The sequence below is a fragment of the uncultured Sphingomonas sp. genome, assembly GCF_964235535.1.
Lineage (GTDB): Bacteria > Pseudomonadota > Alphaproteobacteria > Sphingomonadales > Sphingomonadaceae > Sphingomonas.
Map to the genome: position 1 here is coordinate 1 of NZ_CAXSBH010000061.1, position 16,125 is coordinate 16,125.

Annotated in this window: 18 protein-coding genes; 9 read left to right on the top strand and 9 right to left on the bottom strand. The window is 65.1% G+C overall.

The annotated features are described in order from the left end of the window. Positions 1–159 precede the first annotated feature (159 nt). From ACFE7F_RS14070 to ACFE7F_RS14080, 3 genes are all read left to right on the top strand, one after another. Positions 160–465, top strand: coding sequence for a HigA family addiction module antitoxin (locus ACFE7F_RS14070; RefSeq protein ID WP_375404482.1), 306 nt, complete (start codon positions 160–162; stop codon positions 463–465). A 128-nt stretch (positions 466–593) separates the two neighbouring features. Further along, positions 594–2,144 (top strand): Eco57I restriction-modification methylase domain-containing protein, encoded by a 1,551-nt coding sequence (locus ACFE7F_RS14075; RefSeq protein ID WP_375404483.1) that lies wholly within the window; start codon positions 594–596, stop codon positions 2,142–2,144. Then, positions 2,144–3,055: a XamI family restriction endonuclease gene (locus tag ACFE7F_RS14080; protein ID WP_375404484.1), complete on the top strand. Its 912-nt coding sequence runs from the start codon at positions 2,144–2,146 to the stop codon at positions 3,053–3,055. Before ACFE7F_RS14075 ends, ACFE7F_RS14080 begins: the two co-directional genes overlap by 1 nt. A gap of 375 nt (positions 3,056–3,430) precedes the next feature. Here the strand turns inward: ACFE7F_RS14080 and ACFE7F_RS14085 are convergent, their stop codons facing one another. The 4 genes from ACFE7F_RS14085 to ACFE7F_RS14100 form a co-directional block, all read right to left on the bottom strand. Further along, positions 3,431–4,171, bottom strand: coding sequence for a hypothetical protein (locus ACFE7F_RS14085; protein ID WP_375404485.1), 741 nt, complete (start codon positions 4,169–4,171; stop codon positions 3,431–3,433). Continuing rightward, positions 4,168–4,731 (bottom strand): recombinase family protein, encoded by a 564-nt coding sequence (locus ACFE7F_RS14090; RefSeq protein ID WP_375404486.1) that lies wholly within the window; start codon positions 4,729–4,731, stop codon positions 4,168–4,170. The genes ACFE7F_RS14085 and ACFE7F_RS14090 overlap by 4 nt, the downstream gene beginning before the upstream one ends. Positions 4,732–4,857: 126 nt before the next feature. After that, on the bottom strand, positions 4,858–5,307 hold the full coding sequence (locus tag ACFE7F_RS14095) for a DUF6530 family protein (protein ID WP_375404487.1): 450 nt from the start codon (positions 5,305–5,307) through the stop codon (positions 4,858–4,860). Positions 5,308–5,468: 161 nt separating this feature from the next. Further along, complete coding sequence (locus tag ACFE7F_RS14100) at positions 5,469–6,173, bottom strand: hypothetical protein (protein WP_375404488.1); 705 nt, start codon at positions 6,171–6,173, stop codon at positions 5,469–5,471. A gap of 225 nt (positions 6,174–6,398) precedes the next feature. On the opposite strand from ACFE7F_RS14100, the gene ACFE7F_RS14105 reads away from it, so the two are divergent. Together ACFE7F_RS14105 and ACFE7F_RS14110 are read left to right on the top strand one after the other, a co-directional pair. Next, positions 6,399–6,590, top strand: a complete 192-nt coding sequence (locus ACFE7F_RS14105) for a DUF6771 family protein (RefSeq protein WP_375404489.1) — start codon at positions 6,399–6,401, stop codon at positions 6,588–6,590. A gap of 2 nt (positions 6,591–6,592) precedes the next feature. Next, on the top strand, positions 6,593–6,886 hold the full coding sequence (locus ACFE7F_RS14110) for a hypothetical protein (protein ID WP_375404490.1): 294 nt from the start codon (positions 6,593–6,595) through the stop codon (positions 6,884–6,886). A gap of 363 nt (positions 6,887–7,249) precedes the next feature. Here ACFE7F_RS14110 and ACFE7F_RS14115 read toward each other — a convergent pair whose 3' ends face one another. Both ACFE7F_RS14115 and traA read right to left on the bottom strand, forming a co-directional pair. Then, complete coding sequence (locus tag ACFE7F_RS14115; protein ID WP_375404491.1) at positions 7,250–7,519, bottom strand: hypothetical protein; 270 nt, start codon at positions 7,517–7,519, stop codon at positions 7,250–7,252. Positions 7,520–7,579: 60 nt separating this feature from the next. Continuing rightward, complete coding sequence (gene traA, locus ACFE7F_RS14120; RefSeq protein WP_375404492.1) at positions 7,580–10,372, bottom strand: Ti-type conjugative transfer relaxase TraA; 2,793 nt, start codon at positions 10,370–10,372, stop codon at positions 7,580–7,582. Between the two features lie 187 nt (positions 10,373–10,559). On the opposite strand from traA, the gene ACFE7F_RS14125 reads away from it, so the two are divergent. Genes ACFE7F_RS14125 through ACFE7F_RS14140 form a run of 4 tightly spaced genes read left to right on the top strand, consistent with a single transcriptional unit; the run spans position 10,560 to position 13,290 of the window. Next, a complete protein-coding gene (locus tag ACFE7F_RS14125; protein ID WP_375404493.1) occupies positions 10,560–10,883 on the top strand; it encodes a conjugal transfer protein TraD in 324 nt (107 codons plus the stop codon). A gap of 19 nt (positions 10,884–10,902) precedes the next feature. Then, positions 10,903–11,151: a conjugal transfer protein TraD gene (locus ACFE7F_RS14130; RefSeq protein ID WP_375404494.1), complete on the top strand. Its 249-nt coding sequence runs from the start codon at positions 10,903–10,905 to the stop codon at positions 11,149–11,151. Beyond that, complete coding sequence (locus tag ACFE7F_RS14135; protein WP_375404495.1) at positions 11,141–11,734, top strand: hypothetical protein; 594 nt, start codon at positions 11,141–11,143, stop codon at positions 11,732–11,734. The genes ACFE7F_RS14130 and ACFE7F_RS14135 overlap by 11 nt, the downstream gene beginning before the upstream one ends. Beyond that, on the top strand, positions 11,731–13,290 hold the full coding sequence (locus ACFE7F_RS14140) for a type IV secretory system conjugative DNA transfer family protein (protein ID WP_375404496.1): 1,560 nt from the start codon (positions 11,731–11,733) through the stop codon (positions 13,288–13,290). Before ACFE7F_RS14135 ends, ACFE7F_RS14140 begins: the two co-directional genes overlap by 4 nt. Positions 13,291–13,823: 533 nt before the next feature. Here the strand turns inward: ACFE7F_RS14140 and ACFE7F_RS14145 are convergent. From ACFE7F_RS14145 to parA, 3 genes are read right to left on the bottom strand one after another with little or no spacing between them, the layout of a single operon-like run. Then, positions 13,824–15,062: a replication initiator protein A gene (locus ACFE7F_RS14145; protein WP_375404497.1), complete on the bottom strand. Its 1,239-nt coding sequence runs from the start codon at positions 15,060–15,062 to the stop codon at positions 13,824–13,826. Next, complete coding sequence (locus ACFE7F_RS14150) at positions 15,022–15,291, bottom strand: ribbon-helix-helix domain-containing protein (RefSeq protein ID WP_375404498.1); 270 nt, start codon at positions 15,289–15,291, stop codon at positions 15,022–15,024. Before ACFE7F_RS14150 ends, ACFE7F_RS14145 begins: the two co-directional genes overlap by 41 nt. Next, complete coding sequence (parA, locus tag ACFE7F_RS14155) at positions 15,288–15,944, bottom strand: ParA family partition ATPase (RefSeq protein ID WP_375404499.1); 657 nt, start codon at positions 15,942–15,944, stop codon at positions 15,288–15,290. Before parA ends, ACFE7F_RS14150 begins: the two co-directional genes overlap by 4 nt. Positions 15,945–16,125: the final 181 nt, after the last annotated feature.

Sequence of the window (16,125 nt, forward strand, 5' to 3'; positions counted from 1 at the left end):
TCGTCACCCGAAGGGACGAGACGCCGCTTGGCGGCTCGGTCGGAGCGCAGCGGAGGTAGAGCGCGGTCCCGAAGGGACGCGAACAGACCACGAACAAACATCTTGTAAAGCGTCTCGTTACACGGCACGGTCGACGCGCAACCGCAAGGAAGGCTGGCGATGCACGCCAACATCGAAGGACCGGCTCACCCCGGCAGTTTCGTCAAAACCAAGATCGTCCAGGCGCGCGGCCTATCGGTAACGGACGCCGCGCAAGTTCTTGGGGTGACGCGCCCGGCTCTGTCGGCGCTTCTAAACGAGCGTTCGCATCTTTCGCCCGAGATGGCGCTTCGTATCGAAAAGGCGTTCGGGGTGTCGATCGACACGCTGATGCGGATGCAAAACAAGTTCGATATCGCGCAAATCCGGAAGCGGGCAGGGGAGATCGATGTGTCTCCCTATAAGCCTACTACGGCCGCGGCGTAACAAGGGGAAAGTTCATGCCAACCGCGCCAGCATCAAGCGCGCTAGTCCAGCTCACCGGGGGTCAAGGCGACCTCTGGAATGAGTATGCTGGCGTATTCCCGACGGAGGAGGCTCTAGCGTCGACGGCGATGGCGCTCGGCGCTGACGCGCTCGGGGCGTTTTCTCCTCAAGAACGCGAGCTGGCCGCCAAAGCGACGAAGGCGCCTGCGCGCTCGATCCTCAACGCGCTGGCTGAACTGATCCGCGACGGGCACGATCCGCTCGGCGACGCTTTTTGCGCGCTGCGGTCGCCGGCATTGCGCCGGGAAAATGGCGCTACCTATACTCCGGCTCCCATCGTCCAGACGATGGTCGACTGGGCGACGTCCGGCACCCCGGCCCGCGTCGTCGACCCCGGTGTCGGCTCGGCGCGCTTCCTGATGCGGGCGGCGATCGCTTTCCCGAAAGCGGAGCTGGTCGGAATCGATGTCGACCCACTCGCGGCGCTCGTAGCGCGCGCCAACCTGGCTGCGATCGGCGCGGCCGGTCGCGCGCGCATCGTGGTCGGCGATTATCGGCGCTTCAACGACACAACCACGGGTCGGACGCTTTACATCGGGAATCCGCCCTATGTGCGTCATCACCAGATACCGGCGAAGTGGAAGGACTGGCTGTTCAACGAAGCCGCGAAGGTCGGGCTCCCGGCAAGCAAGCTCGCGGGCCTACATGTCTATTTCTTCCTCGCGACCGTCCTGAAAGCGAAGCCGAAGGATTATGGAGCCTTCATCACCGCGGCCGAATGGCTCGACGTGAACTACGGCGCGCTTGTTCGCGCCCTGGTCCTCAACCAGCTCGGCGGGCAAAGCGTCACGGTCATCGAGCCCACGGCGCAACCGTTCCCCGATGCCGCGACCACGGCCGCGATCACGACATTCGAGGTCGGCGCTAAACCGGCCTCGGTCATGTTTCACCGGGTGGACAGCCTCGGCGACCTCAAGAGCCTGGGCAAGGGCCGTAAAATCCACCGCGATCGGCTGGCGGTCGAAGCGCGCTGGTCGTTCCTCACTCACGAAACGCAAAAGCCTCCAGAGGGCTATGTCGAACTGGGCGAGCTGTGCCGCGTCCATCGCGGCACCGTCACCGGCGCGAACATCGTATGGATCGCAGGCGAGCATAGCGCTGGCCTGCCTGACTCGGTGCTGTTTCCGGCCGTGACCCGCGCCCGCGATGTTCTCGATGCCGCGGGCGTCCTTGCCGATCCGACGAAGCTGCGCCGCGTGATCGACCTGCCACCCGATCTGGACGAACTCGACACAGCCGAGCGCAATGCGGTGAAGCGTTTCCTGAAAGTCGCGCGTCAGATGGGCGGGAACAAGGGCTATGTCGCAAGCCACCGAAAGGCATGGTGGTCGGTCGGGCTACGCCGTGCTGCCCCTATTATTTCGACCTATATGGCCCGCCGTCCCCCGGCCTTCGTCATGAACCAAGTCGACGCGCGTCACATCAACATCGCCCACGGGCTTTATCCTCGCGACGCTATGAGCGAGCCGTTGAAACAGGCGCTGGTGGACTTCCTTCAAAGCAACATTTCCCAGCGGTCCGGTCGCACCTATGCTGGCGGTCTAACGAAGTTCGAGCCGCGCGAAATGGAGCGACTGATTGTGCCTGGCCCTACGATCTTAGAGGCGGTGGTCGCCTGATGAACGAACCGCCGCATTGGACCTCGGACCAACTCGAAATCGACCGCCTCAAGGCCAGCGCTGCGTTCACGAAAGAGCGGCTGGAAGAGCCGTTGGAGGACTATCTCGAAGCGTTCGATCTCTATCAGGGCCATGTCGAGGAACTGCTTGAGGCGACCGTCGACCTGTCCGACCTCGACACCCCGGCGCTTGATGTTCTCGGCGATCCGCGCCTCCTAGAAGCGTTCCGCTACCTCGCGGCCCCGCCGATCTCGTCCGACGATTACAAGATCCTCGCCGATGTGGTGTCCTTCTCGCGATCTCGGCTCGATAAGTCGCCTGCCGACGTGCAACGCCTGCTAGGCGTCGTGCGCCAGGTGCTCGATCGTCGTCGCTTCGCCTGGGTGGTGGAGGGCCGCGAGCCTACCGAGTCTGAGCGCAGCGCGGCGGTGATGGCCTCGGCGGCGCTGATGGCGGCAAGCCGCACGCAAACCGGACGCCGCACCAAGGGCAAGGATCAACAGGAAGCCGCAGTGAAGGTCGCGCTGCTCGAGCTGGGATTTGTCGAAGTCGCAACACGCGGGATTCCGAACATATCCCATGCACCGGAACCCGGTGAGTTCTGCGGCGAAAGCCGCCTCGGAACGCGAAAGGGCGATATCATCGTCCGCCTGTGGGACCAGCGGGTGATGCCGATCGAGTGCAAGGTGTCGAACTCGTCGACCAATTCGGTCAAGCGCCTCAACAACGATGCGGCGGTGAAGGCGGCGAGCTGGAAGCTTGACTTCGGCCTTCGACAGGTCGTGCCGGCCGCTATGCTGAGCGGGGTCTACAAGCTCCACAACTTGGTCGACGCCCAAGATCGGGGCCTCACGATCTTCTGGGCGCACGATCTCAAGGCGTTGACGGATTGGATCGCCGCCACGCGGTAGCGGCGGCTACTTCTGCCTGTCGGTGTAGCCTTCCCACATTTCCGCAAAGAGCTTTCGCAGGCTTACTCCGCGGCGCGCGGCCTCGTCTTTCACGGCCGCTGCCATTTCCGGCGGGAGGCTAAACCCGACAATCTGTCGGCTGCGGGCGGTGTCGGGTTGCTTTGCCATAGCCGCCTTGTCGACAAGTCGACCATGTGCGTCAAATGGGAAGCGCAATATTAGCGCCTCGCGCGTCCTTAGCGTGTGTTTGCTGGCCGACGCTGCATGCATCGCCGGGCCGAAGGCCAGGCTCCCGGGGCTGGGTGGGTGGGACAAATTACGCGGTCGCCTATGGCGGCCTCCTTCATCGCGCCTGGTCGCTCCATCCATTCGACATTATCGTGAAACCCGGTCGATGTAGCGCCCGCCGCGATTGGCTGCGGCTGCGGCTGCGGCCGCTGCCCGCAACGCCGCGATGACGGCCGGTCCTACGCCCTTTACCTCACGAAGCTGGTGGTCGGATGCGCTACCGACCGCGCCCGGGGTGGCGTAGCCCGCAACGATCAACGCCCCGGCCGTCGCCGCAGACACACGGGGAACGCTCGCCACAAATGACGGAAACAGGCGATCGAGAACAGCCGTCGCACCACCCAGCTTCTTCACCGGCTCGCGCCATTGCGGGGCCGCGATGATCGAGGCGACGGCCGCGCGCCGCTCGTCGGCCGTCCCGTCGCTCTCCGCCGAAGTCCGGACCGCGATCAGGAACTCAAGGTAGTCGCCGCCGTCCTGCGGGATCGGGCCTATGTCGGACGCCATGGTCGACACGGGCTCGTCCATATCCAAGCCGAGCTCGTGAAACGTGGTGGTGCGGGGAAGCCATATGCCTTCCCACATCTCGCGGGCAATCTCCGGCGGCTCAGTGCCGATGCCCTGGTGAACCTCGCCGTGCCGACGCAACACGCGAAGAGGCGTCCGGAGCTGCACCGTCGCGCAGAATCGGTAGCCGGTCATGATGTCGGCGTTCGCCGCCACGTCGAACCCGCGGTGTACGTCGACTCGATCGGTCCGGAGCGGCATGTAGGCGACCGGCTCGGGCGGATGCTGCCGGCCAAAAAGCCGCGATAATAGCGATCTCATATGGTCCGCTCGCGGATGCGCCGAATGGTCCTGGGCGATACCCGGTACTCGCGCGCCAGCTCCTTGGTCGGCTCGCCGGCCTCCAGCCGCCGCGCGATCTTGCCCGCGGTTGCTGTGTCGATCGCGTAGCGACGCCCTAGCATCGTTCCTCGGGCGCGCGCCGCGGTGAGCCCGTTGTTCACGCGCTCGCGGGTCGTGTCGGCCTCCAGCTCGGCCCATATTGCCGCGAACCCCATCATCGCGCGGCCGATGGGCGTCGACGTGTCGAACTGCTCCGCCAGGCTGCGGAGCGACGCGCCGCGCGCGCGGATGCGCTCGCCGATCGCGTAGAAGTCGGCGACCGACCGGCTGATGCGGTCGAACCGGACCACGGTAAGCACGTCGCCCGGCTCCAGCCGGTCGACCAGCTCCGCCAGCATTGGCCGAGCCTTTCGGCCGCTCGCCTGCTCCTCGATGATGACGGAACACCCGGCCGCGTCCAGCGCGTGGCGCTGGGCGTCGCTGCCCGTGTCCTGCCGCTCGGTCGACACCCGAACATAGCCAAAAACCGCGCCGCTCATTCGCCCCCTGTTTCTGTCCGCCTCTAGGCCGCGGAAATGCGTAGCATGTCTAGGGGGGGCGTAATCACCTGTTTATGTCCTCATTGAAGGTACAGGCGGTGCTTCGACACCGCCTGATCATGGCGGTTAGACCTGCCTCGCTTCGCGAAGGGCGATCATCACGTCGGCTAGGTTTGCAAGCCGTCGCCGCAATTTCGGGTCGCGATGAAGTGCAGCGGCAAGCGCTTCACGGGATCGCGAAGATTTAGCTTTGATCGTAACCTCTTCAGGCTGGTTCTCAAAGAAATCAGCCTCAAAAGTAATTTGATCTGCGTTCCCCTGGTAAACCTTGGCGAGCAGGGTCGTGAGGTCCACGAGGCGCGACACCGGGACTTCTTCAGACTGACGGGACCATCGCTCACCCGAGTGACGAACTACCTTCGCAGCCGCTTCGTCCTCATCCCACTGTGCCCAACCTATAGTCAGCCAATGCGCATCGGAATTGCCTTCGCGATCTGGGTCGTGTGCGTTGTAAGGCAGTCCATAAACGGGAGAGTGAGCGATCTGGTGCGGAAAGGGTAACTGCGTTGTAGCCATAAAACCTCCTACTAACATCTACTAGATGTTAGTAGGAGGTAGTAGATTCAAGGCCATCATACGCGTTCCTAAAATGGTGCCGCTGATCGCGCTTCATATAGCTGAAAGAGCAAGGGGCAGGAGCCGCTTGGCTCCTGCCCCTTGCTGCCGATTTGCGAAGTTCACGCCTCGATTTTCAGGTCCAGCTTGATCGCGTCCGTCGACATTCCCGACAAGCGGGCGATCTCGGCGCGCGCCCACGACAGAACGCCGCCGACATTGGTGAAGACGGGGGTGGGGTCGGCCTGCGGCTGCTCGGCCGCTGCTTCCGGCTCCGGGGTTGCCTCCTCCACGGCCTTCTCCGTCGCGGGCGTGATCTGGGTTTCCAGCTCGTCGATCGAAAAGCGTGCGATAGACGGGTGCTCCTCGGCGATGCCCGCGCCGACCTGGCCCGGTACGCTGGGATCACCGGCGTCCAGCTTCACCCACATGCCATAGTCGTTGCGGACCTTATGGCCGTTGTCGATCCGGGCCTTGTACGAGGCGTCGAACCGCTCGCGAACCTCGCCGGCCGGGAAGACATACACGTCGACATTCTGCGGGTTCTCATAATCGTCCGCCGCCGCGACCAGCACCAGCTCCACGTTGTCGAGCGTCTTCCAACGGGTGCCTCCATCCAGCGGGGGAAAGGCGATCCAGCGGTCGCGGGTCGTCCGAACCGATGCAACCTGCGTCACGCCGTCCTTGGTCAGCTCCCAAGTGTTGCTCAACCCACGGCCGGGCTGGCGCTTCGCCTCGAACCCCGCCTTCTTCGCACCCTCGATCGCGGCGCTCACCATCAACCGCCACGATGCGGTCTCGCCCATATCCTTCAATCGGTTCGCCATAACGTCCACCCTGTTGCTCGCGAAAGGCTCGACTGATTCGGGCCGCGCTCAAAACGTATGGCTGCTCTGAACCGTTCCGTCAAACCGTTTCGACTACGGTCTATTCGGTTTTGTGCTTTAGGCCTTTCGGTGTCATACCGTTCTAATTGGTCCTCGAAACTGAGCGTCAATCGCGCGGCCCCTAAACTCCTTGCCGAGTCTGTTCTCTTTGTGTTCTCATGCGGCATGAGCCATCCCACTCCCTCCGCCATCTCGGCCGCGATCAACGCGGCCCCCGCCTTCGCCCGCCTGGGCCTCTCCGTGCGCGATGCGCGCCTGCGCGAGCGCGCAACCGACGCGCTCGCCTGCGCCATAGCTGAGCGGCTGGAACAGCCGCCCGTGGCGCATGACGCTGATCAGATGACGCTCCCCCTTTAGGGGTGGGTGCCAACACCCGGTTCGATCGGCTGTCCGATTTTGAGCGGCACAAGGCGAACGTCCGGGTCGAGTGCATATGCGGGCACCGGGGCATTCTCGATGCGGTGAAGCTCCGGCGCTGGTTCTTTTGCCACCGCTGGAGCGACGCGGTCGAGGTGCTGGGCGCGCATCTGCGATGCTCGGTGTGCCTCGGGCGTCCCGTCCGGGTTAGGCCCACGGTCGAGCGGCCGGACCGCCCGGAATGGATGATGCACGAACACGACTGGAAGCGGCTCATCCAGCGGCTCCGCAATTAGACGGCAAGGCACGTTGCTGCGGCTCGCGTCGTTCTGCGTTTCGCCTGCCGGTGCGCGCCGGTGTGGGGAGCAACCGGAAAATAGATGTAGCACCCGATGGTGGTCTCACGGTATAAATAGATCACGGCCAAGGAGCAAACATTCCACGGTCGTTTTCTGAAACAGGCAAGGAAACTCGCCTATGAACCAATGAGGACTACTAACATGACTATTATACTTACTATTGCTGCCCCATCTCTTAAACCAGTTATTGCTTGGTTTATCGCGCAAGTTGGCGTGACTGTTCTTAAATGGACTCTGTCACGCACTCCGCAAGCGGCTTCTTAAAGCCTCTAGTATGACCGGAGCCGGACGCGGCTCCGGTCATGCGCCCCGCGATTCCCGCTCACCAGTCACGCGGGCCATTTGGTTTGCCGCGGCCTGATCCAAAAGCGCCATGCGGCTCGTCTCCGGCCGGAACCGGTCGGCATAGTGGTCGTGAAGCGCCCGCCGGGCCTGCTCGCCGGCTTCACCCTCGGCCCGGTCCGCCTTCGCGTGCAGCTCAGCCGCGCGCTCGGTCCAACGCTGCTTGTGCAGGTGGTCCAGATTGGCGTCGATTCCGTCGGCGATAAGGTCGAACCCGGTCGTGCTCATGGTGCCGTCCTCCTCCACCTGATGTGGGGACTCGTAGCCCGTTCGGCTATGGCGCGAGGCCTACCGCCCACGTCCACGATCATCGCGCCCGCGGTCCCGCTCGCGCTGTTCCCTGATCCGCTCGCGCTCCTGCTGCTGTTGCCGGACGCGCTCCATATGCCGCTCGCGCATGACCGCCTCGTACAGCTTGGCTAGCTGGGGGTGCTCGCGCTCGACCCTACGCTTCGCCAGCTCGTCGCCGCGGTGACGCCGCTGCCCCGTGACCGGGCCCAGATACTCCTTCAACCTGCCCACGCGACCGGCAAGCTGATGGGAGCGCCGCTGCAACGCCCGCGCCGTCTTCTCCCACGCGCCCTGCGCCCGCTCGTAGGATGACCGCCTCAGCCCGGCGAACAGCCCGCGCGGCGGTAGCGGCTGCGTGCGGGCATGCGCGTCGCGCCTGGCCTCGTGCCGACCGTACATGCCCTGCGCTTGCTTCCCTGCGCGTTGCGCGCGCGCCTGCACGCCCGCCAGCTCGCGCCCATGCTCGGCCGTCCAGCGCTGAACGACCGCCTCACGCGTCACCCGCTGGCGTGTCGGCGCGTGCGGCCTGCCTGGCACCCTCGCGGCGATCTCGCGCCGCTCCGCGAACGCCTGAGCCCGGTCCTGCTCGGTCGGCTCCGGCCGCGTATGGTCGCCCGCCATGTCCTTGCCTCGGTCACGCGACAGCGCGCGCACAAGCCGGGCCTGATCGGCGAAGTCGTCGCGCCCATAATGGAGCGCAACGCCGTCGCGGTGCCGCGACAGCCCGACATAGGCGCTGTGCCGGTCCATGCCCGGCGTGGCGAGCACGTGGGCGCGGTCGACCGTCACGCCCTGCGATTTGTGGAACGTCGCCGCATAGCCGTGATCGACATGAGCATAGTCCTTGGTGTCGAACGCGACCTGCTTCCCGCTGTCGAGCCGGACGGTCATGCGATCGGCGCTGACGCTCTCGATCGTCCCCAGGCTGCCGTTCTTCACGCCCATGCCCCGCTCGTTGCGCAGGAACATGATGCGGTCGCCTGAAGCGAACGCCCGTTCGCCCCGGTGCGCGGTCACGCTCACGTCCGCGCCCAACCCGCCCGACGCGCGCACCCGCTCGCGCGCTTCCTGGTTCAGCTCGCGAACCTGATCGTTGGTGTGGGTGAGGATCATGCTCGTGCGCGCCGGATCGGCCTGCCGATCCCGGTCCCAGCCGTCGACCAGCTCGGCGCGCGCCTGTTCGCGCGTGTCGGCCGCGCGCACCATGCCGTTCTGGTCATAGGCGCGGATCGCCTCGCCCGTCCTGCCGGTCGCGAGCTGGCGCGTGGCCTCCTTCTGCCACCACTCCCGCTGCCGGCGTACCTCGGTGATCTCGGCCGCGCCATGCCGCTCGGCGATGCTGCGGGCCGCGGCTCCCGCCTCGATCGCCTGCAACTGCTCGGGGTCGCCGACCAACACGACCTTAGCCCCGGCGTCCCGGGCATGGGACAACACGCGCTCCATCTGGCGCGTGCCGATCATCCCCGCTTCGTCCACCACCAGCACGTCGTTCGGGCCTAGCTGCTCGCGCCCCTGCCCCCACGCATGCTCAAGGCTCGCGATCGTGCGCGACTGGATGCCCGACCCGCCCTCCAGGTTCTCGGCCGCGATGCCCGACAGCGCCGCGCCCCGGACATTGTAGCCCTCCCGCTCCCACGCCTCGCGCGCGACGCCCAGCATCGCCGACTTGCCCGTGCCGGCGTAGCCTATGACCGACGCCAGCCCCTCGCGGCCGGTGATGTGATCGAACGCGTCGCGCTGCTCGGCCGACAGGGTGAGCCCCCGCGCCTCGGCCGCATCGACAGCGCCCGCGCGATGCCGATCGGCGACGCCGTGCCGATCGCGGCCCGCCAGCTCGTCACCCGCGCGCTCAAGCCGCGCCTCGGTCGCGATCATGTCGCGGCTCGTAAACCGCTCCTGGTCGCGCCCGTCCTTCCCCAATGCGACCAGCTCGGGCGATGCCCGCACCGCCCCCATCACCTGGTCGAACTGCTCCTTGCCGTCGCTGTGCCGGAACGCGAATGTCGCCAAGTCGCGGGTGGTGAACGTCGCCTGCGTTCGCGTGATCGCGTCCAGCGCCACGTTTGGGTTGGCGACAATCCGCTCGCCGTTCTCCCGCGCGATGCGGGCGTGATCCTCGATCCGCTCCGCCTCAAGTCCCTGCTCCGGCCTCCGCGATGCTGCGGGGCCGATCTTGTGCTGCGGCTCCAGCTCGACACCCTGCTCGGCGTAGGAACGATGATCGATCTGCGCATCGATCCTAAGCTCGGCCATCCGCTCGTTGACGTGGGTCGCCCACGCCTCGCGCCAATCCTTCAACAGCTCGGTCGAGTTCCAGTCGCGGTTCTTCTTGCCGAACCCGTCCGGCCCGACATCGCGCATCGCCATCATCACATGCGCGTGCGGCTTGGGGCTCCCGTCCTTCGCGTGATCCCAATGCACGTTGAGGTCCGCTACCATGCCGCGGTTCACGAATTGCCGGTCCACGAAGTCGCGCGCGAGCGCGACGCCCTGCTCCTGGCTCATCTCGCGCGGGATCGAGAACTCCACCTCGCGCGCCAACTGCGCGTCCTTCCGCTTCTCGCCCGCCTCCACCTCGTTCCACAAGGTCGATCGGTCCGACAGGCGCACTGGCGCACCGTCCGGCATCATCACCTCCGAGTGGATCACCCCCGCCTTGTTCGAGAAGTCGTGCCCGCGGTTAAGGCGGTCGTCATGCAGCTCCGACGCCGAGCGATAGGCCGCGCTCGCCACCGCGCTCGATCCGTTCGCGCGGCTGATCACCTTTGCGGAGAAGTGATAGATCGCCATCAATCGCGACCATGCCTTACTGTCCTGCCTTTCTCAAGCGCACGTCGGCACGACGTATAAGCGCGCACTCACAATTCGCTTCGCTCCTCGTTCCTGACTTTCCGCTCCTTCGTCTGCCGTTCTCGCTTTACCCTCGTACGGGTGCTGCTAGAGTGATTTCAGCATGAATCGCTGGTGAGGTGTGGGGATGCGCAAGGTTCGCGATTATGATGCCGAGCTGAAGGCGCTCACCGACAAGGCCCGGATGCTCAAGGCAAAGCGGGTCGAACAGCTGGGTCAGCTCGTCGCCGCGACCGGGGCCGATGCGCTCGATGCCGAGACCCTGGCCGGTGTGCTGCTCGACGCGATCGGATCGAAGGACGCTGCGGCAAAGGAGGCGTGGCGGGCGAAGGGGGCCACGTTCTTTCAACGGCGCGGGCGCAAAGGTGGCGGCGCTGCTCCGATCGACGGATCGGGCACTCAAGCTGAACCGGACGGTGACGCTGCGGGCGGAAGCGTCGGAACGGCGTAACGATACGCGGGGCTGGGTCATGGAACGACGCGAACGCACCCGTCACCTGATTGAGCTGGGCGGGCTCGTCCAGAAAGCCGGACTGGTCGAGCTGACCGACGACGATCGCGCCACGATCTACGGCGCGCTTCTCGATGTCGCGGCACGCGCCAAGGTGGCCGAAGCGGACGCCGAAGCCGATGCACTGCTCGCCCTCTGGAAGCGACGCGGCAAGCGAGCGTTCGATGCGGAAGCGGAAACCGAAACGGAGATAGTCGATGATGCGTGACATCCCACCCGCGATCGGACCGGCCGTCCCCTACCCCGATGGCGGCTACGCCAACCCACCGCGGTCCTGGCAGGTGATCGTGACCGGCCCGAACCTCGATCGCCTCACGCCCGAACTGGTCGACGAGCTGGGCCGCCTGCTCGATCTGTCGCCCGAAATCGCCTGCCTCTCCATCGACACCGACGATGGCGGGATGCTGGTCGGCCGTGACTGGCCAAGCGATTACACGGAGGAAGCCGACACGCTGCTCGCCAGGATCGAAGCTGCGCCCGGCGTCCGCGGTGTGACGCTCAATCGCCGATCGCACTCTGCCGATCATCCTCACCTGGGGAACACGACAATTGCCCGCACGATGGAGGGCGTCATCAACGCGATCGACGAGGACCTTGCCCGGCTACATTGGGAACGCTGGAATAGGGTCGCGCGCGACCTGCGCGCCGCGGTCGCCGGTGCGGCCGACACGGACAAGGCGCGCGCCGAACGCGAGCTGCGCGACCACTACGCCACCCGGTTCGATCCGGCGTCGAGCCGTGACGCGCTGATCGGGGACGCGCGCGTCGCTTTCGAGGCTCGGACGCGATGATCGCCGACTTCCTCACCACCGGCTCCAGGCCGCTCGTCATGCTGAAGGCGGTCGGCGTAGCCGGGCTGGTAGTCGTGTTCGGCCCGGGCCTGCTCTACAACTTCCTGCCGTTTTTTGTCTCATTCCTCCTCCCGATCGGAGCGGCGATCCTGATCGTGATGTTCGCGCACGCGCGCTCCAGCCGCGGTGCCTTTGACGGCATGCTCGGCTCCGCGCGGTTCGGGAGCCAGGGCGACATGGCCAAGCTGGAAGCGTCCGGGGATCTGGTGATCGGCCGCTCGGGCAAGTCGGGCAAGCTGCTCCGCTATGACGGCCCGGCGCACCTGCTCACCATGGCCCCCACCCGCTCAGGCAAAGGGGTCGGCACCATCATCCCCAACCTGCTCGTGCTCGACCGCTCGGTGATCTGCGTCGATCCCAAGGGCGAGAACGCCCGCGTCACCGCTCGGGCACGGCGCTCCAAGGGTCCGGTCTGGTGCCTCGATCCGTTCGGGGTCTCGGGGCAGCCGACCGCGCGCTACAACCCGCTCGACCGGTTGGACCCGCACGGGCTCGATCTCGCGGAAGACGCGAATACTCTGGCGGACGCGCTCGTCCACGACGCGCCCGGGCAGTCGGGCGATGCGCATTGGAACGAGGAGGCCAAGGCGCTCATCGCTGGCCTGATCCTCCACACGGTCGTCCACGACCCCGTCGATCGCCGCACGCTCGCGACGCTGCGCGACAAGCTGACGCTCGCGCCTGCCGCCTTCGCGGAGCTGCTGGCTGCCATGCAGAACAGCATCGGCGCCGGTGGCCTGGTCGCGCGCGCCGCCAACCGCCACCTCGGCAAGTCCGACCGCGAAGCCGCGGGCGTGCTCTCGGCCGCCCAGCGCCACACGCATTTCCTCGATAGCCCGCGCATCGTCGCCAGCACGGCCGCGTCCGATTTCGCGTTCGCCGATCTAAAGGACCGCCCGGGCACCGTGTTCCTGTGCCTGCCGCCCGATCGGCTCGACACCTACGCGCGCTGGCTACGCCTGCTGATCGCCCAAGCCGTCACCGACATGGCGCGCTCCCCTGCCCGTCCCGCCCGGCCGGTGCTGTTCCTGCTCGATGAGTTCGCAGCCCTGGGGAGGCTGGAGCCGGTCGAGCGCGCGATGGGGCTGATGGCGGGCTACGGGATGCAGCTCTGGCCCATCCTCCAGGACCTGAACCAGCTCCGCGCCACCTACGGCGACAAGGCCGGCACGTTCATGTCGAACGCGGGCGTGCTCCAGGCGTTCGGGGTCAACGACTTCACCACGGCCGAGCTGCTGTCGAAGACCATGGGCGAAACCACCCTTGAATACGCCACCGCCGGCACCTCCGAACGAACCAACCCGTTCAAGTCGGCCGAGCGCTCGCGCAGCACGTCCACTCACGTCGCCGCCCGCTCGCTCGCGACACCCGACGAGATCATGCGGATGTCGCCTGACCGGCAGCTTCTCCTGCTCCAAGGACAGGACCCGCTCGTGGTCGACAAGGTGCGGTATTATGACGGGCGGGAGTTCGTCGGGCTCGCCGATCCGGCCTAATTGTCCGTGAAAGCACGAACGCGGAAAAGAACGACCGGCTCTAAGCCGCTGTGGCGATGCTCACGCCGTCGACCCACCCTCCGGGCCTGAAATGCCCCTGCTCGCCCTCAGCGGCCATCCTGAGCGGGTGTGGGCGCAATTCGACCCCTCACCTGCCCGGCCTTCTTCCCGATAGCCTGCGGCGCATGCGCCGCCTTGTGGCGGCGTAGCCGACACGGAACAGTCACGCATCGGCCGGTAGGCCGATTCCATCTTGAGTCAGTCAAAGACTGGCCTTTCACCGTTAGAATCTTTGTTAGAATCGTTAGAAGGAATGTTAGGCATTCCAGATTACTGCTCGAATCGGCAGATTCTAGCGGTTTTTTGTTCATAGCTATTGGGTGATCCCCCATAGTCAGTGTGGGTGATCCCCCACGGTATGGTGGGTGAAACCCCATGCCTTTGTGGGTAATCCCCCACGGTCAGCCTCGCCGGGTGCAGACACGGCATGGATCGGGCGATTTCGACCGGAACCGTGGGGGATCACCCACAAACTAGCCTGCATCACGTTGCCGGCTCTGGTGCTCGCGGATGAACCCCGAAAAAGCGGCAAGCACGTCGCGAGGCTGGGTGCCGCGTTTGCTGTTCCACAACACGAAGCGACCGAACATATCTTGGAGGTCGACGCCGGGATGCTGGCCCATCAGAAAGCGCATTTTCTCGGCGTGGATTAACTCGGTGAAGCGACCGGGATCGGCCATAAGCGCCGCATCCGTCTCTTTCACGCGTCGCCGACGCGCATGAACGCTGGCGAGTTGCTGAATTTTTTCGCTCTCGGGCAACGGATAAATGCGGAGCCGGGGTTCCTCCCGCTTCTCGCCCTCGATCCATTCAAGGCCGTAACCCAGGATAGGACCGCGCGCGATTACGCGCTTCAGATCGCGTTTAAAGTGAGCTTTAGGCTGATCGCTCCCGCTTTTCTGATGAAGCGTCGTCAAGGTGAACGTCCACCCCTCGGGCGAGCCGTGAGCGTGCTTGCGAGCGATGCGGTACAGCCATCGCTCATACCCGCCTGTCAGCCGGAAATAGTCGGCGTCCATTGCCAGAAGCATGCCCTGGTTGAGGACGCCCATTAGAAACCATTGAGACAGCGTGATCGACATGCCCCGGCTATGGCCGGTCTGGGTGTCGGTTTCCTCGTCCCACCCGTCCAGCCAGGTAAAGCCTCCATCGCGTCTCCGGCTCTGGTGATGCTGTCGAATGTTCGTCTTGACGTAGGTCGATGCGAGCCGGTCGAGCGCCGCCCGTAGCTCCTCCCTATCCTTCCCGCCGGTGTTGCGATCGATCGCGCGTAGCAGGTCCGCCGGTTGCAGGTACAAGGTCTTGGTACGTTGCAGCTCGTCCAGCTTGGCGCGATCACCCCGCTCGATCATGGCGTTGACCTGGGACGCGGCCCATATGAGTACGTCAAAATCCCATATCGTCGCCATGCCGTATTTCACGTTCGGCGATACCTCGACGGTCACGTCCCCCTTGGGCGACGTGTAGACGATCGGCGTCTTTCGAGATTTGGAGAGCGCGAAGAATGGCCGCTCCATCGTGTCGCGCTGATCGCGCAACGTCATGTCGGCCAACGGAGCGATGAAGAAATCGAGCTGTCTCGCGCGCGGGTAATCCGTCGATCGCGATGTGCCCGACACGTCTACATTCATAGGGCTAGACGTGTCGACACGTAGACGGTTCGACTTATCGTCAGTCACCAATCGGGCTTTCGCCATGTTTGCGGAGAACATCGTTGAACGACTCCGCCATGAGCGCCTGCAAGCTGCGGCCCTGCCGTCGCGCGAGCGTGTGCATGGCGAAAGACATTTCTTGACTGAAAAATCCTGCGATCTGCTTCCGCCCCTGCCGACTGGCGGGTGTCTCGTTGCTCGATGTGGGAACCTCAACATCGACCACGGATGACGGTATTGCGGGCTCGGCGCGGTCCCGAAGATTGGCGAATGATGGCTTGCGGCTCATGCGGCGACCCTCCCCTTATGTCTAGGTGTAGACACGTCTACCTGTAGGCATGTCCAACTATATAGCTGTCTAATCTCATCGGCTGCCTTGCCGTTGGGCTCAAGTTCCATAACCGTGCGACCTTCGGCGCTTGCATGTCGGTACGCAGCACGGTCCGGCATCTGGTGAGGGCAGGGGGGCGTTCCGAACCCTTCGACCAGTTCGCCAGCTTCTTCATAGACGCGGGGCGCATTGGGCGGACCCGCCGTAAACACGACGAACGCGGGCCTGCGGAGGAGCTGCACCAGCTTTGCCGTGGTCTGTATCGCGGATAGGTCGAACGCGCTCGGCCGACACGGAATGAGCACAAGGTCGGCCGCTTCTACGGCCGCGCGCGCCGCGCTGTCCGCATGGGGTGGGGTGTCGATCACGATGAACTCGGCCCCTTGCTCGTGTGCCTGCTTAATCTTCGCGGCAAGGCGTGGGGGCGGGCTGTCGATGACCTCGGGCGGCTGATCCTTGCGCCACGCCGCCCACTGGCTCGCCGTAGCCTGCGGGTCCGTGTCGATGACAAGGGATACGCGGCCCGCATCCTGGGCCGCCGCCGCAAGATGCAGGGCGAGGGTCGTCTTGCCCGCTCCGCCCTTTTGGCTAATGATCGCGACTGTCGGCATGTCTATCTCCCTACATGTCTACATGCCGACAATCTGACGTGTGTGGCAAGCCCCAATCGGCCTACTATTCCTATGCCGAGCCGAACACTTGGCCTTTGGCTGGGTGGGCGGGAACGTAGCGTGGCTGCCTCCCTGCTCGCGCGAGGGATCGTCACCCGAAGGGACGAGACGCCGCTTGGCG